This is a genomic window from Herbiconiux sp. VKM Ac-1786 (assembly GCF_015350805.1).
Taxonomy (GTDB): domain Bacteria; phylum Actinomycetota; class Actinomycetes; order Actinomycetales; family Microbacteriaceae; genus Herbiconiux.
This window is the reverse complement of record NZ_JADKSG010000001.1, coordinates 920,561-940,255: the sequence shown is the minus strand read 5'-3', so window position 1 is coordinate 940,255 and position 19,695 is coordinate 920,561. Positions and strand designations below refer to the sequence as shown.

Here is a 19,695-nt window from a genome sequence, read left to right as displayed (position 1 = left end):
TTACTAGGGATATCAGAGGGAAGCGCCCTGGTGGGCTGGCGCGAAGTCTGTGCGGGATTCGATCGCGTCACGATGTGAGCGGATGATGGCGGTGTAGTGGGCGGCCGAGCGCTTGGGCACCCGGCGCTGTGAGCCGAACTCCACGAAGACGAGACCGAAACGCTTCTCGTAGCCCTCGGCCCACTCGAAGTTGTCGAGCAGCGACCAGGCGAAGTAGCCGCGCACGTCGACGCCGGCGGCGATCGCGTCGTCGATCGCCCCGAGATAGCCGGTGAGGTAGTCGACACGCTCCGGGTCTTCCACCGCGCCGTCGGGGCGGATGTTGTCGGTGAAGCTCGCACCGTTCTCCGTGATGTAGATCGGCAGGTCGGTGTACTCGGCGACGTTCTGCAGAACGCGGGTGAGCGCATCCGGAGTGATCGACCAGTCGAAGGAGGTGCGGGCGACACCGGCCGGCACCTCACGGGCACCCGTCAGCTCGACCGTCGGGTCGTCGCTCACGATCACCCGCTGGTAGTGGTTGACGCCCGCGAAGTCGGTCGGGGCGCTGATGACCTCGAGGTCGCCCGGCTGCACGAGCTCGGCGAAGCCGTAGGGCTCGAGCAGGTCGCGCAGGAGCGACGGGTACTCGCCGTGGTACACCGGTGCGAGGAACAGCTGGTGGTTCACGGCATCGAGCCGCGCCACCGCGTCGGCATCGCGCTCGCGGTCGGCCGGAACGAGTTCGGCGATGATGTTCGTCACGCCGATGCTGGCCCGCGGGAAGATCGAGCGGATGCCCGCCGTCGCGTAGCCGTGCGCCAGGTTCAGGTGGTGCGCGGCCGCCACCGCCGCCCGAAGATCATGGCGACCGGGGGCATGCACACCGGCTCCATAGCCAAGGAAGGAGGCGCACCACGCCTCGTTCACGGTGATCCACCCCTCGACCAGATCGCCGAGGGCGTCGGCCACGAGCCGGCTGTATTCACCGAAAAGTTCGGCGGTGCGGCGCTCGGGCCAGCCGCCCTGGTCTTCGAGCTCCTGCGGCAGATCCCAGTGGTAGAGGGTCACGTAGGGGGCGATGCCGAGCGAGCGCGCGGTGGCGAGGAGGTCGCGGTACCAGCGCACGGCGACGGCGTTGAGCTGGCCTGTGCCGCCCGGCTGCAGTCGTGGCCAGGAGAGTGAGAGCCGGTAGGCCGGTACGTCGAGCGAGGCGATGAGCTCGAGGTCGTTGCGCCAGTAAGTGCGGTGGTCGCAAGCGATGTCGCCGTCGTCGCCGTGCTTGGTGCGGCCGGGGGTGTGACTGAACACATCCCAGATGCTCGGGCCACGACCGTCGGCATCGACGGCTCCCTCGATCTGGTAGGCCGCAGTCGCCACGCCCCAGATGAAGTCCTCGGGCAGGTTGCTCAGTTCGGGCAGCGTCATCCTCGACCGTTCTCTCGTGCTCTTCCCACACCCTCCCGGCGCGGTGGATCGAGTATCACATAAAGACTTACTAACCGCAATGTAAGTAAATGAATCGAGGTATCATCGTGCCGGGAGGGGTTCATGACAATGCCTGATGTATGGCCGGCCGCGGCGCCGTCGTCGGGAGCCGCGAAGGCGACTCGCCCTCAGAAGCGATCGGGGAAACGACGGGCGGAGATCCTCGACGCCGCGATGAGCGTGTTCGCCGAACGGGGCTACGCCAACGGGTCGCTGGCCGAGATCGCCGAGCGGGCGGGCATGACCCACGCGGGGGTGCTGCACCACTTCGGGTCGAAGGAGCAGCTCCTGATCGCGCTCCTGGAGTACCGCGACGAGGCCGACGTCTCCACGCTCGAAGGGCGCCACGCGCCCGAGGGGGCGGAGTTGCTTGAGCACCTGATCCGGACGGTCGAGCGCAACGAACAACGGCCCGGCATCATCCAGGCCTATTCGGTGCTACTCGGCGAATCGGTCACCGACACGCACCCCGCGCGCGCGTTCTTCACCAGCCGATTCGAGGGGCTCCGCACGATGGTCACCACCGCACTCGCCGAGGCGACCGGGCGCGACCCGGGGGAGAGCGACATCCGGGCGGCGGCCAACGGCATCATTGGCGCTATGGACGGCTTGCAGGAGCAGTGGCTGCTCGACAAGCAGTCCGTCGACATGGGGGCGGCCACCCGGCTGCTGATCCGTGCCGTGACCGAGGAACTCCGGGCGTCGCCGCCCGACGGCCGGGCCTGACATCGGTTCCCGACCCACCCGAGCGCACGTCCCGGTGCCTCCAGTTCAGGTGTCAGGGGTGGCTACGCTCCACGCCGGTGATCGCCTGCCTGATCAGCCGGGCGAACTCCGTGCGGTCGGCCTCTGAGAACGAGCCGACGGTGCGCTCCTCCAGGGTCGCCCACGCGGCGCGGACGGGTGTCTCAAGCGCGCGGCCCTTCTCGGTGAGGGTGACGAGCATCACGCGGGCGTCGGCGCTCGAGCGGGTGCGCTCGAGGAACCCGGCCGCCTCCATCCTGGCCAGGGCCTTGGCCGCGGTTGGAGGTTCGACTCCGAGGGCGCGGGTGATCTCCGATTGGGTGCGCGGTTCGCTCTCCCAGAGCAGCATGAGGACGGACTCCTGGCCGGGGGCGAGGCCGAACTCGCGGATCAGGTCGCCGGCAAGCGCTCGATGGGCACGGGCCAGTGCCGGGATTAGGGAACTGATCGGCACGGCGCTGGACACGAGCGGGGTCTCCTGGAATATTAGTTAGCCGACTTATGTTCTTGTCGATACATCAGATCTTACGAGCAAAGGATGAGCATGGCCGAGACAACAGGAGAAACCGTTGCCGTCTTCGGGGCGACCGGCAACCAGGGCGGCGCGGTCGTCGATGCCCTGCTGAACGAGGGCGATCGCGTGCGGGCGTTGGTGCGCGACCCCAGGTCGGAGAAGGCGGCGGCACTGGCTGAGCTCGGCGTCGAGGTGGTGCGGGTCGATTCCGCCGACGGGGAGTCGGTGCTGGCCGGCCTCGAGGGCGTGCACACGCTCTTCTTCATGACGACCCCCGATGGCCCCGACGGTATCGACGGGGAGTCGGCTCAGGGCATCGTGATCGCCGACGCTGCGGCGAAGGCCGGCGTCGAGCACGTGGTGTTCTCCTCGGTCGGCGGAGCGGAGCGCGACTCCGGGGTGCCGCATTTCGAATCGAAACGCCTGGTCGAGAAGCGGCTCGAGGAGCTCGGCGTGCATGCCACGTTCATCCGGCCGGTGTTCTTCATGGAGAACTTTCTGCAGCGCGGGGTGACGCTCGAAGACGGCGAGATCGTGGTGCGGAAGCCGCTGGCCGACGGCATCCCGCTGCAGATGATCTCGGTGCGGGACATCGGCGTGGTGGCGGCCCGCGTCATCCGTGGCCACCGGCTGCCTGAAGGCGCCGTCGAGATCGCGGGCGACGAGCTCACGGGCAGTCAGATCGCGGAGGCGCTCGGCCACTACGTGGGTCTGCCCGGTCGCTACGAGGCCATCCCTGTGGAGGCGCTGGGCCCGAGCGACGCCGCGGCCATGTTCCGCTGGTTCGCCGAACTCCCCGCCTACGACGCCGACTTCGAAACCACCCGCGAACTCGCGCCGGGCCTGCTCGATTTCACCAGCTGGCTCGAGGCCGTCGACTGGAAGATCCCGTCCTGATCGCACGACGCATCGGGCGCCCCAGGTATCGGCGAGACGTTCGGGTACTGGGCCGGCCGCGAGCCCGATGCCGTCGCCGTGACCGAGACTGCAGGAGAGCAGCGCACCGTCACCCGCCGCGAGCTCGACCTGCAGAGCGACTACTACGCCGCGCTCCTGCTCGACGCCAGCGTGCGCCCCGACGACTTCGTCTCGGTGCGCCTGCCCAGCACGGCCGAGTTCGTGGTGGCCTGCGCGGCCGCATGGAAGGTCGGTGCGACCGTGCAGTCGCTCTCGCACCGCTTCTCCCTCGCCGAGCAGCGAGCCGTGGTGGAACTCGCCGACTCCCGGATAGTGCTCGGCGCGACCCCGGCCGAGTTCCCCGGCCGCACCACCATTTACGCGGATGCCGATCTTTCCGGGTGGGCCCGGGGGCGAGGACACGACTCGACACGCATCCGGCCGCCCTCTCCTGGAAGGCACCGACGTCCTCGGGCAGCACCGGCCGGCCGAAGATCGTCGTGGCCCAGGCCTCCGCTCACCTCGACCCCAACGCCCGTGTGGCCGCGTTCATCCCGCTGCGGGCCAACCCAGCTGGTGGCCGGCCCGCTCTACCACTCGGCGCCGTTCACCTACGCCATGCGCGGCCTCATGACCGGGCACGCGCTCGCGCAGATGCCCGCCTTCGAGCCCGCCGCCGCGCTCGGGGGCACTCGACCGCCACCGCATCACCTGGGCCCATGCTCGTGCCCACCATGATGAACCACCTCTGGCTTCTCGGCCCCGAGGCCCGCGCGGCCGCCGACCTCAGCTTGCTCGAATCGATCCTTCACATCGGTGCCCCCTGCGCGCCCTGGCTGAAGCGGGCCTGGATCGACTGGCTCGCCCCCGAGCGGGTGCTCGAGTGGCTCGCGCATCCTGGTTCCGTCGGGCGCCCCGTCGGAGGCTCGCGGATGCGCATCGTCGACAAGCGCGGCGACGAACTGCCCCGGGGGTCGACCGGCCTCATCCAGATGACCTGCGACGGTGACATCCCCTACCGCTATTTGGGCGCCGAGTCGAAGCGCACCGAAGGCTGGGACACCCTCGCCGACGTCGGCCGGCTCGACGACGACGGCTACCTGTATGCGGTCGACCGCATCGACGACCAGATCACCACCGGCAGCACTTCTTTCTACCCCATCGAGGTCGAGCAGCAGCTCGAGCAGCACCCGTCAGTGCGGTCGGCGGCCGTCGTGCGCGTGCCCGACGACGATCTCGGCCAGCGCGTGCACGCCATCATCGACACCGACGGCAATGAGATCGATCGCCAGCAAATACACGATTGGCTGCGATCGCGAGTAGACGCGGAGAAGGTTCCTCGCGAATGACATTTCAGCTCTACTCCGTTGCGAGACGCCTCTGGCAGAATGCGGCGCCGGTCAATCAGAGACGCGGCCGCATCAGAGTCAAGAGAAGAATAATCGACTATCTAGACAAGCTGACGAAGGGCATGGTTGATCACCTTTGGTGACCTCATACAGCTCGAGGTAAAGGCTGAACAACCTGTCGTACTTCTGTTTGTTCGTGGGGTTCGGGCGCACGGCGTCGATGATCGGGCTCCAGGCCTCGATCGAGACCTCCGCCACGGAGGAGGCGGCCAGGTACGCCGCGCCGAAGCTGGGGCCGATTGTGACGCTCGGCACCAGCTGCTCGAGCCCGGTGACGTCGGAGACGATCTGCGTCCACAGCCCGCCCTGCGTGCCTCCGCCCACCGCTACGGTGCGCGAGACGGCACCGCCGAGCGCCCGGAACTCGCGCACGTTATGCCGCACCCCGAAGGCCGTGGCCTCGAGGGTGGCGCGGTAGAGGTCGCCGCGAGTGGAGTCGAGGGTAAGGGCAGCATCAGCAGCCCGCGTGCCCCCGGTCCCGAGGCCGAGGCCTCGGCGAGCAGCTCGGTGAACTCGGGGGAGCCGAACAGGGTGCGCAGCCAGCCCGTGATGGCGCCCGAGGTGGCCATGCCGCCCGCGAGGTTGTAGGTGCCGGGGAGGGCGCCCACCGCGCCCCAGAGCACCGAGGAGGTGGTGCGCTCGGCCGTGGTATCGACCAGGAACATCGTGGTGCCGTACATCAGCATCAGGTCGCCGACGCTCACGGCGCCCACGCTCAGGGCCTCCGACCAGGCGTCGATGGTGCCGGCGATCACCGGCACGCCCTCGGGCAGCCCGGTCGCGGCGGCGGCTCCCGCCGTCACGGTGCCCGCGACGTCGCCGGGCCACACCAGGCGCGGGAGCTCGAAGGCTCCGGCGCGGGCTCCGGATGCACCCGGCTCCCCGAACCCCTCAGTCACCCGCGCGGCCCACGGCTCGTACCACTGGTGCGTCGCGGTGTCGTACATGGGCGTGCACTGGCTGGCCGAGTGGTGGTCGAGCATGTAGGCGCCCGTGAGGCGGTTCGCCAAGAAGGAGCTCGGCATGAAGAGCCTGCGGGCGGCCGCCGCGATCGCGGGCTCGTGCCGGGCGATCCAGGCGAGCTTGGGGCCAGCCGCCTGCGTGGAGAGGGCCGACCCGCAGCGTTCGACCACCGCATCCTGACCGAGCTCCTCGGTGAGTGAGGCGATCTCGGCCGTGGCGCGGGTATCGATCCCGTAGAGGATCGCCGGCCGCAGGGGTGCACCCGCCTCGTCGGTGACGAGCACGCACGGTCCCATGCCGCTGACGCCGACGGCCGTCACGACCGGATCCGGAACCGCGGGCAGCAGCTCGCGGGAGATCGAGACAAACTCGTCCCACCACACCCCGCCGTCCATCTCCACTTGGCCGGGCGCGGGGCGCGACACGTCGTGGTTGCGCACGGCCGTGGCGAGGATGCGCCCGTCGAGCGCCACCAGCACGCCTTTGCTGCTGGAGGTGCCGATGTCGACCCCGAGAACCGCCTCGATTGTCATGGCCGGGTCAGGCGGTCGCGCCGGCGGTGGCGGGCACGGCGGTGACTCCCGCTGCGGGCACCGAGATGCCCTCGAGCGCCGCGACGTCGCCGGCGATGTGCACCTTCACGCCGAGGGCGGCCAGCGCGGTCGCCTTTGCGATCAGGGCCTTGTCGGCCGTCTCGGCGTCGGGCGCGTAGGCGACCTGGGCGTGGTTGGCCTTATGGCGGGCCATGAACTGATCGCGGGTGATGCCGTGCAGCACTACGTGCATGATAGGCCACTCGGGGTTGGTGGCGTTCCAGCGGCGCTCGGTCTCCGCGGCCGGCAGGCTCACCGCGGAGGCGCGGCCGATGTCGAAGTGCAGCTCCCCGGCCTGCACGTAGAGGCGCGACCAGACGATTTCGCCCGCCTTCGAGACGCCCCTGATGGTGGAGCCTCCGGCCGGAAAGAACACCGGGTCCTGCCGCCAGCCCACCGCATCCGCGTAGCCGTTCTCGAAGTGCGAGGGCGGCACGGAGCCCGAGATCTCGTAGATCCAGACGAACTGCCCGTCGTAGTCCTCGCCCCAGCGCACGTCGTGCAGGGTGGTGGCGGGGTCGAGGCCCATGGCGGTCCAGACGCGGTTGGTGAGCAGCGCGTCGACGGCCACACCCTCGTCGGCCTCGTTGAAGTGCGGGAGCGCCTTGCCCTCCCAGAGCACGCGCGAGCCGTCGCGGCTGGTGACCGGGGGGCGCTCGACGTTGTTGAGCAGGCCCTCGGGCAGGTCGGATGCGGGGGTCAGGTCCTTGAGGCCCTGCTGGTACTGGATGCCCACCGCATCCAGGCCGAAGTCGTCGCTGATGCGCAGCGCGGCGATGTACATCTTGTGCTGCTCGAGCAGCTGGCGCTCGGTGAGCTCCGTGGCGTCGTCGGTGCCGGTCGTGAAGGTCATGCCGGCCTCGGTGAGCCAACGGCCGACGGCCTCGGCCTCGGCGTCGGTGACGCGCTGCATCTCGGCGAACAGGGCGCTCTGCGAGAGGCGCTCCTTGTAGATGCCGAGGTGGTTGAGCAGCTCGTCGTCGATGATGGCGTTGTACATGCCCATGCAGCCCTCGTCGAAGACGCCGATGATGGCCTTGTCGGTGAGCAGCTGCGCCGCGACGGCCTTGCCGAGCTCGACCTCGTCGGTGGAGGGGAGGGCGTCGAGGGCGGGGAGGTCGCGCACGTGCGAGGCGTCGTGCACGATGGCGCCCGACTCGATCCACTCGGCGATGCGCTCCTGGGCCCAGTCGTCGGTGAAGTCGACGCTCCACACGGTGGAGTAGGGGGTGTTCATCTTGGTGAGGCCGGCGTTCAGGCCGAGGAGGCCCACGAGGCCAGGCCAGTCGCCGGCGAAGTTGGCGGCGGTGAGGATGGGGCCCTGGTGGGTGCGGAGGCCCGCCAGCACGTGGTGGCTGTACTGCCAGACGGCCTCGGCCACGATGAGCGGGGCGTGGGTGGGGATGGACTTGAACACCTCGAGGCCCATGCGCTGGCTCGAGATGAAGCCGTGGCCCGTCTCGGGGTCGACCGGGTTGGCGCGCACGACACTCCAGCCGCGGCGCTCGAAGGCCGCGGTGAGGGCGGCCTCGAGGGTGGCCTGAGTGGCCCAGCCGGCGGTGTTTGCCGACTCGCGCAGGTCGCCGCTGGCGATGAGGTAGGCGGTGTTCGGGGCCACCTCGCCGCGGTCGGAGGCGGCGGGCAGGGTGTAGGGCGTGGTCACAGGGACTCCTCGACGTGGTGGGGGTGTGGGGTGGGTCGGTCGGTGGCGCTAGACGAGTGCGGCGAACCGGGGGATGGCGGCCGCGAAGTCGGCTAGGTCGCGGTCGGTGGGCTCGTCGAGGGCCATCCGGGCGTGCCCGGCGTCGATCCCCTGAAGTCGCAGGATGGCCTTCATGCGCAGCGGGTCGCCGCGCACGAGGTCGACGGCGGCGTCGACCTCGTGCTGCAGTTCGGCCACGCGCGACGAATTGCCGGAGACGAGCGCCTCGCGCAGCCGCACGAACGGGCCGGCGAACACCGAGGCGACCCCGGAGATGACGCCCTGCGCCCCGAAGTCGTGAGCCCGGGCCAGGTCGCGGTCGCCGCCGGTGTAGATGAGGAAGTCGGCCGGCACGGCGGCGCGAAAGCGGGCCACCTGCTCGAGCGACTCCCCGCTCAGCTTTACGCCGACGATGTTGGGAAGCTCGGCGATCTGCGCGAGCAGTTCCTCGCTCACGTCGTTGCTGGTGCGGTCGCGGAAGAGGTAGACGTAGGCGTCGAGTCCGTCGCTCTGGTCGGCGAGCGTGCGGTAGAACTCGAGGATGGCGGAGGGCGTGGTGGGCAGGTAGTAGGGCGTGAGGATGGCGATCTCGCGGGCTCCGGCGGCTCGTGCCTGCTCGATCAGGCGCGAGACCTCGTACTGGCTGGCAGCACCGACGTGCACCACGGCGCGCAGTTCGCTCAGCTCCTCGAGCGCGATCTCGGTGAGGATGCCCCGCTCGCGCTCGGACAGCGCGGGGAACTCCCCGGTGGTGCCGAGCACCAGGGCACCCTGCACACCCGAGCGGGCGACGGCCTGGAGGATCTCGCGCGAGCCCTCCTCGTTCAGGCTGCCGTCGGCGCGGAACGCGACGGGCACGGCGGTGAGGATCTCGGGGGCGACAGCGGGTGAAGGCATGGCGGTGGTGGTCTCTTCCATTGAAAGGGGGCCGGTAAGGAGGGTCGAACGGATGGGGTGCGGCCCCGCCGAAGCGGGGCCGCACCGGCGGCGACTAGTTGCTGCCGTAGGCGGCGTCGAGCCCCGCCAGCACGTCCTCCACCTTCTTCTGGCCGGAGAACAGCTCCTGCACGCCGGTGAGGTGCGCATCCTGCACCTTCGCGCTCGGCCAGCTCTGGTCGGGGAAGGGAGCGGTGTCGCCGGCCGCGATGATGGCCTCCGCTCCCGAGATCACCGGGTTGGTCACGACCCCCTCGGTGGGGATGGCCGGGATGCCGGGCGACGCCTCGAACCAGGTGGTGATGGCCTCGGGGGTGCCCAGCCAATCGATGAAGGCCTGGCCCGCATCCGTGTTCTTGGCCTTCGCGTTGAGCGCGTAGCTCACTCCGATGCCGGTGGGGATGCGGGTGGTGCCGGTGTCGTTCGCCGGCAGGGCGAAGAAGCCGTACTCGGTTCCCTCCGCGGCGGTGGACTGGATCTGCGGGAAGGATGCCAGCACCTGCACCACGGCCACGGCGTCGCCGTTGTTCAGTGCGGCGTAGCTGGCGTTGACGTCGGTGCCGAGCACGTTCTCGTTGAAGCAGCCGGCCTCGTTCATCTCGAGGTACTGGTTCATCGCGTCCTCCCAGCCCGAGCCCACGAAGGTGGCGTCGCCTGCGGCGAGCTCCTGGTCGAACTCGGGGTCGTCGGCGTAGACAGTGTTGGCCACCAGGGCGTAGTCGATCAGCTGGGTCACCCACGGGGTCTGCGCGCCGAGAGAGAAGGCGACCTTGCCCGCATCCTTCACGTCGCCGCAGAACGTGAGCAGCTCATCCCAGGTGGTCGGGGCGATGAGGCCGAGGCCGTCGAGGGTGCCCTGGTTGTAGATGGCGCCCACGGCATCGAGCTTCGAGGGCAGGCCGTAGGTCTTTCCGTCGATCTTGAGCGAGTCGGCGACGTCGGGCTGCACCTGGTCGACCCAGGGGCTGTCGCTGAGGTCGGCGAGGTAGCCGGCGGCCTGCAGGATGTCGATCGCCCCGGGGTTCCCGGATCCCGCCCACGCCGTGAACACGTCCGGCGCGGTGCCCGAGGAGAGCTGGGTGCGTAGCGTCGTCTGGTACTGCTCGGTGTCGGCGTAGTTGACCGTCACGTCGAGCTCGGGGTTAGCCTCCTTGTACGCCGCGATCACGGCGTCCATCGCGGTCTGGTTGCTGGAGGTGGTGGCGATGGTGAGCGTGTTCGGGTCTCCGCCCGATGCGGTGTCGGAGCCCCCGCCGGCGCAGCCGGCGAGAGCGAGTGCCGTGACGGCGAGGCCGGCGACGGCGATCGTCTTCTTGAACGTCATTGTTTTGTACACTCCTTGGGAAGGGGGCGTGGTCGCCCCGTGATGTGATGCTGGTGCTTCAGACGGCGACGAGCGCCGGGTCGGGAAGCCGGAAGTGGTAGCTTCCGGACTCCACGGTGAATCGGACGACCTGGTCGGTCTCCGTTTCGAGGGCTATGCCCTCGGCATCCACTGCGGCTGCGCCTCCTTCCTCGATCTGCGACGCGGCCCGGGCGGGCAGCGCCACGTGGGCGGTCGATCCGGGCGGCACGGTGAGCGCGAACTCGACCCGGCCCTCCGATCGGTGCCAGGAAGCCTCGATGCGGCCACGCGGCGACTCGTGGGCGGCCCGCACCCGGGTGAGCGACGGGTCGAACTGCGGTGCGATCTCCAGCTCGCCGAAGGCGACGCTGCGATCGGTCTGGCCGATGCCGGCGAGCGAGCGGTAGAGCCACTCGCCCACCGAGCCGAAGGAGTAGTGGTTGAAGCTGTTCATGCGCGCCGACTGGAAGCCGTGCTCGCTTGTCCAGCCGTCCCAGCGCTCCCAGATGGTGGTGGCACCGTTCTTGACCGAGTACAGCCAGGACGGGTACTCGTCGCGGTGCAGCAGCGAGAACGCCAGGTCGGAGCGGCCGATCGAGGTGAGCACGGGCAGCAGCAGGGCCACCCCGATGAAGCCGGTGGTGAGGGCCGGACCGCGCCGCTCGACCGCCCGCACCAGGTGTGCGGCCACGGCGTCGCGCCACTCGGCCGGCACCAGGTCGAAGCCCAGGGCGAGCAGGTAGCCGGTCTGGGTGTCACCTTCCACCAGGCCGTCGTCGGTGACGTAGGCCTCCAGGAAGGCCGAGCGAATGCCCGCGAGCAGCTCCTCGAATTCCGCCGCCTCGCTGTTGCGGCCGAGCACGCGCAGCGCCCGGGCGGTGAGCTCGGTGCTGCGGGCGAAGTAGGCGGTGGCCAGCACGTCCTTCGAGGTCTGCTCGCCCACTGAGAGCCAGTCGCCGTAGTCGTTGCCGCGCCGGTTCACCCAGAGCAGCCCGGGGTTGTGCAGGTGCAGGTAGCGCACCCACGCCACCATCGAGTCGATGGACTCGCGCAGTACCTCCTCCGATCCGGTGGCGGTGTAGAGCGCCCACGGGATGGTGACCCCGCCGTCGCCCCAGGCCGGCGCGCCCTCCCGCTTGTGCACCATGTGCGGTGCCGTGTCGGGAAAGGCGCCCTCGGCCGACTGGGCGCTGCGCAGATCGCGCAGCCAGCGCCGAAGGAACGGCAGCAGCTGCGCCTCGTACAGCGCCGTCGGGGTGAACACTTGCGCATCTGCCGTCCAGCCCAGCCGCTCGTCGCGCTGCGGGCAGTCGGTGGGCACGGCCACGAAGTTGTCCCGCAGGCCCCAGCGGATGTTCGACACCAGCTGGTTGAGCGCGCCGTCGTCGGTCTCCAGTTCGCCGGCCGGGGCGAAGTCGTTGTGGATGACGACCGCCTCGATGTCGGCCGCATCCGGAGCCGCCTCGAGCCCGGAGATCTCGGCGAAGCGGAAGCCGTGCAGGGTGAAGCGCGGCTCGAACACCTCGACCTCGTCGCCGCGGGTGACGTAGACGTCGGTGGCCTCGACGGTGCGGAGGTTCTCGGTGTAGAGCGAGCCGTCGTCCTTCAGCACCTCGGCGTGGTCGAGCTGCACACGGGTGCCGGCTGGCACGCCGCGCAGGGTGAGTGCCACGTGTCCCACCAGGTTCTGGCCGAAGTCGACCACGTGGTGGCCCGGGATGCGCGTGGTCACGCTCCGCGCCGGGAGTGCCTCGATCGCCCGCACCGCCGGGTCGCTCTCGGGCACCAGAAGGGAGTGGCCGGAGTCGACCACCACAGCGCTCGACCACTCCCCGATCGGGTGGCTCGTGAGGTGCCAGTCGTCGACGCGCTGCCGGGCGTCTTCGTACTGGCCCATGAGCAGGTCGGCGTAGAGGATCTCGCTGGCGCTCTCACGCCAGGTCTCGTCGGTGGCCACCACTGTGCGGCCGCCATCGGCGGCACCGAGTTCGAGCTGGGCCAGGAACGCGGGCTCGTCGCCGTAGTGCTGGGCGTGGTGCCGGCGGTCGGTGCCAATGAAGCCGCACCACCAGCCGTCGCCGAGCAGAGCCGCGATGGAGTTCTCGCCCTCCACCAGCAGCGCGGTGACATCGTGGCTCTGATAGGCGATCCGCTCGCGGTACTCGGTCCAGCCCGGCACCAGCTCGTCGCGGCCCACCCGGTGCCCGTTCACGTACAGCCGGTAGATCCCCTTGGCCGAGGAGTGCACCACGGCCCGGCGGGGCACGGCGTCGAGGGTGAAGTGCTTGGCGAAGCGGCGCACCGGCTTGAGCTTGTTAACGGTGTAGCTGATGTCGGTGTCCTGCGGCACGGGGGCGATCTGGGTGTAGATCGGGTTGCGGGCGATCCAGTGGGCGCGCCATTCGTCGGGATGCACAACCGCAGTCTCGAACCTGGCCGCGGTAGTCGGGGTCTCGCCTCGGGCGCCGCGGAGTTCGAGGCGCCAGCTGTAGGCGGTCGACGACATCAGCGGGGCACCGGTGTAGGGGATGCCCGCGGTGGAGGCGGAGTCGTGCCATCCGGAGTCCCAGACGAGGGACGCGCTACCAAGCCCGAGCTCGGCATTCACCGTGATGCGATAAGCGGTTTGAGAATCGCCGCGAGCCGTTCCGCGCAGCCGCCAGCTGAAGGAGGGCGGTGACACGATGCCACTGGGGGCGGTCTGGCGGTCGGTCTCGAGATCGTAGGGTTCGAGCATCCGTTCGTCCTAGCCTTTCAGTCCGCCCGCGAAGCCCTGGATGATGTGCTTCTGCAGCAGGAAGTAGACCAGCAGCACCGGGATGATGCTGATTACGAGCCCGGCGAACACGATCGGCCAGTTCGACACGTACTGGCCCACGAAGCTGTAGAGGGCCACCGTGATGGTCTGCTGGGTGGTGCCGCTGAGATAGAGCAGGGGAACCAGGAAGTCGTTCCACACCGCGATGGCGTTAAGGATGACGACGGTGCCGGTGATCGGTCGCAGCAACGGGAAGACCACGCTCACGAAGGTGCGCAGCTGCCCGGCGCCGTCGAGGGAGGCGGCCTCCTCATAGTCGCGCGGCAGGGTGCGCAAGAACCCGGTGTAGAGGAACACCGAGAACGGAACCTGCAGCCCGGCGTAGAAGATCACCAGCGACCAGATGCTGCCGAGCAGTCCGAGGTCGCGGATGGTCTGGTAGAGCGGGATGAGCGCGACCTGGAACGGGATGAGGAGCCCGGCGAGGATGAGCCAGAAGACGCCCGTCGACAGCCTCGAGGTGACGCGGGCAAGCGGGTAGGCGGCGAGCGAGGAGATCACAACCGTGAGCGTCACGCTGACTATCGTGATGATGGCGCTGTTTAGCAGGGCCTGCGCGAGGCCGGCCTCGTTCCAGGCGTTGACGTAGTTGTCGATGGTGGGGCTGGTGAGCGGCACCACGGGCGAGGCCTGGTCGTTGCTGGGCCGGAAGGAGAGGTTCAGCAGGATGTAGACGGGGAAGATGAACACGATCGCCGCGAGGTACATCACCACCTCGAGGCCGAGGGTCTTGACCGTGTAGCGGCCCATCAGAACTGGTCCTTCCGGTTGGCGAGCCGGTACTGCGCACCGGAGATCACGGCCACGATCACGGCCAGCACGAGCGCCAGCGCGATGCTGTAGGCGAACTCGTTGAACTGGAACGCGCTCTTGTAGATGAGGGTGGAGAGGGTCTGAGTGGCGGTTCCCGGCCCGCCTCCGGTGAGCACGAAGACCTCGGAGAACATCTTGAGGCCCGCGATCACCGTGAGCATGAGGTTGATGGTGGTGGCCGGGGCGAGCAGCGGCCACACCACGCTCCGGAAGCGGCGCCAGGCACCGGCGCCGTCGACCTCGGCGGCCTCCATCAGCTCCTGCGGGATGGACTGCAGCCCGGCCAGGAAGATCACCATCGAGAACCCGGCGTTCTGCCAGACGGCCACGAAGATCACCGACACCAGAGCGAGCGTGGGGTTGCCGAGCCAGTCCTGCTGCAGGGAGCCGAGCCCGAGACCGCCGAGCGCGCTGTTCACGGCGCCCTCGGGGGTGAGCATGAACTTCCATAGGTAGGCGACCACGACCGGAGTGATGACCACCGGGGCGAAGAACACCACCCGCAGCACGTTGCGCGACTTGATGCGGCTGTTCACCCCCAGTGCCAGCAGCAGCCCGATCAGGTTCTGGAACACGGTGATCGCGGCGGCGATTATGAGCGTGGTGCCGAGGGCCTGCAGGGCGGCAGGCTCGGTGAACACCCGCACGAAGTTGTCGATGCCGATGAACTCGTAGGCCTGGGAGAGGCCGTCCCAGTTCGTGAAGGCCAGCAGACCACCGCGGAGGGTGGGCACCACCACCACGAAGACGTAGAACACGAGGGCAGGTAGGGCGAACCAGAGCAGCTGGCGCGAGAAGCGCTGGCCGCCGCGGGGGCGCTTGCCGTTGCCTCTGCCGGCCGGCTCGAGGCCGCGTTCCTCGTCTTCGTAACCCGCCAGGGGGTTCACGGTGCTGTCGACGACAGTGGTCATGGGGAGACTCCTCATTGAGATCAATTTGCGCGGTGGGCGCGCTGAGATGAGTGCCGAAGCTCTTATTTCGGGGCTCGGTTAATGTCGGCTCAGCTGGCGGTTTCTGCTTGAAGTTCGCCGACTGATGCGCTGTAAGCATGGATCATTCGGTGCTTTGCACCCTCCAGGTGCTCACGGATGGCGCGCACAGCTGCGTCCTGATCGCCGGTTGCGACAATGTCAAGGAGACGCTGGTGATCCTCGGCAGACGGGTGGAGGTCGACGTCTTCGGCGACCGTCACCTGAAGCAGACTCGTCAGAATGGGTTCGTACTGTCCCCAGACATCGACGAGGCGACGGTGTCCGCTGAGTCGGTAGAGCAGCGCGTGAAAGTCCACGTCGGCCCGCGCAAACTCCTGCTCGTCCTGCCGGTCTGCGGCAGCGCGCATGGCGTCTACCAGACGACGACCTTCGACCCACTGGTCCGGTGTCGCGCGTTCCATGGCAAGACGCAACGCAAGTTCTTCAATCGCCTCGCGCAGTGAATAGAGGTCTTCAATATCTCGAAGCTCAATGCCGACGACGAAGATTCCACGGCGGCGGGATTCGACCAATCCCTCGCTCTCGAGCTGGCGGAGGGCGTCACGGATTGGGCCGCGACTCACATCGTATTCCGCTGCTAGAGCGTCTTCGACTAGGTGGGTACCTGGAGCGAGTTCTCTACGAATGATGAGATCGCGTAGCACCGAACTCACCTGAGACCCAAGCGATTGCTGTCGGACGGGAAGAAGCGTTGTGATCATGTTGTCGTCCCTTCCACTCGTTGTCCGATTACCGTTAACGGTATCCAGTAGACGACACAATTTGTTGCCTGTCAAGTCGATGGTGAGCCCAGTGAGGCGCTCTGACGAGACGAATTGCCCACCTCTCACTGAGACGAATGGATACCGCCAGCCGGCCATGACGCGGCTTTAGGTTTCGTTCCGTCTGCCTTGACATGAGTCACGATACGCGGACCCTGAGACATGCCGTTCAGGCACGATCATTCGAGACCGATAATGTTCCTTATGTCAAGTGGATGACAGGTCGGCGAAATGTAGTGACCTCGCCCGTCAGAACAATCACTCCGCGTTTGGTAGGTCTTGAGCGCCCAGTCCCGACTCGAACGTCAGACCGGTGGCTAGGGTCAGCTGCCCGGCAGCGCCCGAACTCACTACCGCTGGCGACTCAGGGGAATTGTCGACATGACCACTAGTGTCCGCAGCTCTGTGCTGAACGACTTCTGCCGATTCGGCTCCGGTATCCCGCAGCGATCGGATACCGCGCCGGGCGGCCGGTCGGGAAGGCTCCGCCGCCCGCCCGCGTTGTCCCTTCCATGACCGTTCCCCTCTCGATCCTCGACCTCGCCCCGATCGCCCCCGGCGAGACGGTGCGCGACAGCTTCGCCGCCTCCGTCGCGCTCGCCCAGCAGGCCGAGGCGAGCGGCTACCGGCGGGTCTGGTACGCCGAGCACCACAACATGGAGTCGATCGCGTCGAGCGCGACCGCCGTGCTGATCGCCCACGTGGCCTCGCAGACGTCGACGATCCGGCTCGGGGCCGGCGGCGTGATGCTGCCGAACCACGCGCCGCTGACGATCGCCGAGCAGTTCGGCACCCTCGAAGCGCTGCACCCGGGCCGCATCGACCTGGGGCTCGGGCGGGCGCCCGGCAGCGACCAGGCGACCTTCCGGGCGCTCCGCCGCGATCCCGCGTCGTCGGAGCGGTTCCCCGAGGACGTGCTCGAGCTGCAGGGCTTCCTGGCGGGGGAGTCCCGCGTGCCCGGCGTCGGCGCCACACCGGGTGCCCACTCGCGGGTGCCGCTGTACATCCTCGGGTCGTCGCTGTTCGGTGCCCGGCTCGCCGCGGCTTACGGGCTGCCCTACGCCTTCGCGTCGCACTTCGCTCCGGATGCGCTGCACGACGCCGTGGCGGTCTACCGACGTGAGTTCACTCCGTCCGAACAGCTCGACCGGCCGCACGTCATCGCCGGGATGAACGCGATCGCGGCCGACGACCGTGACGACGCCGAGCAGCAGTTCGCGCGCACGAAGCGGGCCCGGCTGATGATGCTGCTGCGCCAGAGCGGCCGCATCCCGCTCGATCGCCGATTCGGCGACGACGAGCTCGACTACCTGCTGACCACGCCGGCCGGTGCGCACGTCGCCACCATGACGACCTACACCGGCATCGGCACGGGCACCGAGGTCGCCGACTACGTCGAGGACTTCGCCCGCACGGCCGACATCGACGAGGTCATCGTGGCGCACGCCTCCCTGGCGACGGCGGCGCGCCTGCGCTCGGTCGAGCTGCTCGCCGACGCGCACGCGCGGGTCGCCGCCTAGACCAACCGGCCGGCGACCTCCTAACACAGGCCCGAGTGCGACGCGGCTGCCCTACTGACTCAGCCATGTCCATCTCGGGCAAGCGCGTCAGCGCGCGGCAGCCGGGTGTGCTGCCGCGCGCTTCGCGCTTGCCCTCGGGATGCGGTGGTTGGCTAAGCGGCGGGTCGCTGGATGGTGCGTCGCCGGGTGGTCGGGATCGGCTTCTGTTCCGTGTCGACCCACCGCGGTGGAATGAGATGTGGCACGCCGCCTTGCATGGTCAATTTCCATGGGGTCTTATGCAAGTGGGAATGATGGAAGTGGCAGAGCAGAACGCCGTTGTCGATGTCGGTTCTGCCGGGCGGATGATCGTCTGAAACCCATTCGTCCGCGTGATGTGTTTCGCAGAACGAAGGTGGCCGGTCGCAACTGGGCCACACGCAGCCACCGTCGCGCGCGGCGAGTGCCCGGTTCTGCGCTGGGGTGAAGAGCCGCTTGGCCTTGCCGTGGAACAGCACCTCGCCCCGGTCGCCGAAGAGCGTGGCGGCAACGGGGGAGCTGCATTGCAGCTGCTCGACGGTGGAGGCGGGGACGGGCTGGTCGATGCCGTCGATCCACCCGACACCGCGGCCCTTCTCGAGGTCGTCGAGTGTCATGTGCACGTTGACGGTGGCGATCGCCCCGTTGATGCGGGGCATGTCTTCGGCGCCAGCGGCGCGGGCGATGAGTTCCGTGACCGTGTCGGCGTTCTTCTGCGCTGCGGTACGGCCATCAGCGGTCGCGTACTCGTCCCCATCGACGAACCGCGGCCCCGACACCCTGGGGCTCTGCATCGCCCGGATGCTCGAGAACCACACGCCGCCCTGCTCAGGCGTGAGCGCGAACTTCCCCCGGTACATCCCATCCGACGATTGCGCGATGGTGAGGGACCGCTGCATCTGCAGCACCTCATCACGCGGTTCCGCACCATCGGGGTCGAGCACTTCGCGCAGGTGAATGGCAGCTCGGAAGGTCTCGTCGGCGGTGAGTCGGCACGCGATGGTCTGGTCGACGAGGGTCTCCTCAGCGAGGCTCACGACGTCGGCCGGGCATCCGCGGTCGGCGAGCACAGCGCACTGCTTCACGATGGCCGCCGCGGCTTCGGTGCCGAGCACACCCTCGTCGAGCACGCGGGTGACGATCGGGAACGGTGCAGGCCCCTCGCCGCCACCCAGCAGCACCGCACCACGAAGCTTCCGACCGAGCTCGAGCCGCGCCTTGCACGCTCGCGCCGACGCGCCCGTGACCTTCGCGACGAGCGCGACCGGGCTCGTGAAGTTCTGCGACCGGCTCAGGCCCTCGTCGCCCAGCTCCGACCGAGACCGCACCCCGACTTCCCCGGCGAGCTGGACCTGATGCGCCGACACCGCACGCCCGAGAGCCTCGTAGGCGGCCACCATTTCGAGCAACTCGTCGTCGCCGAGACCAGCCAGACCCGCGCCCGAACGGCCGCAGAGCACAGCGGCCATCTCGTGGATGCGGGCAGCTGGAGTCATGCTGAGATTCTATCAGAAACAGCTGATGAAAGCTCGTTTATGAGGGACTTGCGGGCGGTTCTGGCAGCGCGGAACTCACGAGCGGCACGAGCGCCGCCGCACGGCTCAGGCCAGGGCGGCGTCGACGAGGATCTCGGCCGCCGCGCGGGCGTGCCCCGCCGCCAAGGGGTCGCCCGCGATCGCGGCGGTGGTCTGCGCGCCTTCCGCGAGGATGGCGAGCTGCGGCGCGAGCGGCGGCGGCGCCCCGGCCTCGTCGGCGAGGCGCGCCATCTCGTCCTGGAAGGACTGCTTGTGGGCGCGGATCAGCGAGGTCACCGCCGGGCTCACGCCGCCGAGCTCGCCGAACGCGTTGATGAAGCCGCAGCCGCGGAAGCTCTCGTCGGCGAACCAGGCCGAGAGGTAGTCGTAGACGGCGAGGATGCGCGCGCGGGGGTCGTCGCGGCTGTCGACGACGGCGCGCAGCTCGGTCGTCCACTGCTCGTGCCGCCGCTCGAGCATGGCGAGCACGATGCTCTCCTTCGACGGGAACGCGGAGTACAGCCGGCGCAGGCTGACCCCCGCGGCGTCGCGCACCTCGTCCATCCCCACGGCGCTGAAGCCGCGGGAGTAGAAGAGGGAGTCCGCCGCGTCGAGAACGCGCTCCCGAACATCCGTCTCTGCAGTCATGCACCCAGTGTACTTGCGTTGAGAACGATGGTTCTCATATA

Annotated in this window: 17 protein-coding genes and 1 pseudogene; 5 read left to right on the top strand and 13 right to left on the bottom strand. The window is 68.7% G+C overall.

Translation table 11 applies throughout. The annotated features are described in order from the left end of the window. Nucleotides 1-12: 12 nt before the first annotated feature. Nucleotides 13-1,407, bottom strand: a complete 1,395-nt coding sequence (locus ITJ64_RS04700; protein WP_194679576.1) for a GH1 family beta-glucosidase — start codon at nt 1,405-1,407, stop codon at nt 13-15. A gap of 129 nt (nt 1,408-1,536) precedes the next feature. Here ITJ64_RS04700 and ITJ64_RS04695 point away from each other — a divergent pair, with 129 nt between their 5' ends. After that, complete coding sequence (locus ITJ64_RS04695; RefSeq protein ID WP_194679575.1) at nt 1,537-2,193, top strand: TetR/AcrR family transcriptional regulator; 657 nt, start codon at nt 1,537-1,539, stop codon at nt 2,191-2,193. 52 nt (nt 2,194-2,245) lie between these two features. Here ITJ64_RS04695 and ITJ64_RS04690 read toward each other — a convergent pair whose 3' ends face one another. Then, on the bottom strand, nt 2,246-2,677 hold the full coding sequence (locus tag ITJ64_RS04690) for a MarR family transcriptional regulator (protein WP_194679574.1): 432 nt from the start codon (nt 2,675-2,677) through the stop codon (nt 2,246-2,248). A 78-nt stretch (nt 2,678-2,755) separates the two neighbouring features. Between ITJ64_RS04690 and ITJ64_RS04685 the strand changes: the two genes are divergently transcribed. From ITJ64_RS04685 to ITJ64_RS04675, 3 genes are read left to right on the top strand one after another with little or no spacing between them, the layout of a single operon-like run. Next, nucleotides 2,756-3,622 carry an NmrA/HSCARG family protein gene (locus ITJ64_RS04685; RefSeq protein WP_194679573.1) on the top strand — a complete coding sequence of 289 codons (867 nt, stop codon included), beginning with the start codon at nt 2,756-2,758 and terminating at the stop codon, nt 3,620-3,622. A gap of 27 nt (nt 3,623-3,649) precedes the next feature. Continuing rightward, on the top strand, nt 3,650-4,360 hold the full coding sequence (locus tag ITJ64_RS04680; protein WP_370545146.1) for an AMP-binding protein: 711 nt from the start codon (nt 3,650-3,652) through the stop codon (nt 4,358-4,360). After that, nucleotides 4,342-4,971 carry an AMP-binding protein gene (locus ITJ64_RS04675; protein ID WP_194679571.1) on the top strand — a complete coding sequence of 210 codons (630 nt, stop codon included), beginning with the start codon at nt 4,342-4,344 and terminating at the stop codon, nt 4,969-4,971. Before ITJ64_RS04680 ends, ITJ64_RS04675 begins: the two co-directional genes overlap by 19 nt. A 78-nt stretch (nt 4,972-5,049) precedes the next feature. Here ITJ64_RS04675 and ITJ64_RS19260 read toward each other — a convergent pair whose 3' ends face one another. The 9 genes and pseudogenes from ITJ64_RS19260 to ITJ64_RS04635 all read right to left on the bottom strand — a co-directional run bounded on the left by ITJ64_RS19260 (nt 5,050) and on the right by ITJ64_RS04635 (nt 15,894). After that, entirely contained in the window at nt 5,050-5,859 is an 810-nt protein-coding gene (locus ITJ64_RS19260) for an FGGY-family carbohydrate kinase (RefSeq protein WP_370545145.1), read from the bottom strand. After that, nucleotides 5,811-6,527 (bottom strand): annotated as a pseudogene (locus tag ITJ64_RS18785) (FGGY family carbohydrate kinase); the annotation flags it as partial. The gene ITJ64_RS19260 and the pseudogene ITJ64_RS18785, both read right to left, overlap by 49 nt. A gap of 7 nt (nt 6,528-6,534) precedes the next feature. Then, nucleotides 6,535-8,250, bottom strand: coding sequence for a fucose isomerase (locus ITJ64_RS04665; RefSeq protein WP_370545039.1), 1,716 nt, complete (start codon nt 8,248-8,250; stop codon nt 6,535-6,537). Nucleotides 8,251-8,298: 48 nt separating this feature from the next. Beyond that, nucleotides 8,299-9,186, bottom strand: a complete 888-nt coding sequence (locus tag ITJ64_RS04660) for a dihydrodipicolinate synthase family protein (RefSeq protein WP_194679570.1) — start codon at nt 9,184-9,186, stop codon at nt 8,299-8,301. A 94-nt stretch (nt 9,187-9,280) separates the two neighbouring features. Beyond that, nucleotides 9,281-10,549 (bottom strand): ABC transporter substrate-binding protein, encoded by a 1,269-nt coding sequence (locus ITJ64_RS04655; protein ID WP_194679569.1) that lies wholly within the window; start codon nt 10,547-10,549, stop codon nt 9,281-9,283. Nucleotides 10,550-10,607: 58 nt separating this feature from the next. Then, on the bottom strand, nt 10,608-13,307 hold the full coding sequence (locus ITJ64_RS04650; RefSeq protein WP_194679568.1) for an alpha-L-rhamnosidase: 2,700 nt from the start codon (nt 13,305-13,307) through the stop codon (nt 10,608-10,610). Nucleotides 13,308-13,316: 9 nt separating this feature from the next. Continuing rightward, nucleotides 13,317-14,138, bottom strand: a complete 822-nt coding sequence (locus ITJ64_RS04645; protein ID WP_194679567.1) for a carbohydrate ABC transporter permease — start codon at nt 14,136-14,138, stop codon at nt 13,317-13,319. Next, the gene (locus ITJ64_RS04640; protein WP_194679566.1) at nt 14,138-15,112 is read right to left on the bottom strand and encodes a carbohydrate ABC transporter permease; all 975 of its coding nucleotides are present in this window, start codon (nt 15,110-15,112) and stop codon (nt 14,138-14,140) included. Before ITJ64_RS04640 ends, ITJ64_RS04645 begins: the two co-directional genes overlap by 1 nt. Before the next feature lie 89 nt (nt 15,113-15,201). After that, nucleotides 15,202-15,894, bottom strand: a complete 693-nt coding sequence (locus ITJ64_RS04635) for a GntR family transcriptional regulator (RefSeq protein WP_194679565.1) — start codon at nt 15,892-15,894, stop codon at nt 15,202-15,204. Nucleotides 15,895-16,466: 572 nt separating this feature from the next. Here ITJ64_RS04635 and ITJ64_RS04630 point away from each other — a divergent pair. Beyond that, on the top strand, nt 16,467-17,474 hold the full coding sequence (locus ITJ64_RS04630) for an LLM class flavin-dependent oxidoreductase (RefSeq protein ID WP_194679564.1): 1,008 nt from the start codon (nt 16,467-16,469) through the stop codon (nt 17,472-17,474). Nucleotides 17,475-17,626: 152 nt separating this feature from the next. On the opposite strand, the gene ITJ64_RS04625 is transcribed toward ITJ64_RS04630, so the two are convergent. Both ITJ64_RS04625 and ITJ64_RS04620 read right to left on the bottom strand, forming a co-directional pair. Further along, nucleotides 17,627-18,988: an HNH endonuclease signature motif containing protein gene (locus ITJ64_RS04625; protein ID WP_194679563.1), complete on the bottom strand. Its 1,362-nt coding sequence runs from the start codon at nt 18,986-18,988 to the stop codon at nt 17,627-17,629. Nucleotides 18,989-19,093: 105 nt separating this feature from the next. Beyond that, nucleotides 19,094-19,654: a TetR/AcrR family transcriptional regulator gene (locus ITJ64_RS04620; RefSeq protein ID WP_194679562.1), complete on the bottom strand. Its 561-nt coding sequence runs from the start codon at nt 19,652-19,654 to the stop codon at nt 19,094-19,096. Nucleotides 19,655-19,695 lie beyond the last annotated feature (41 nt).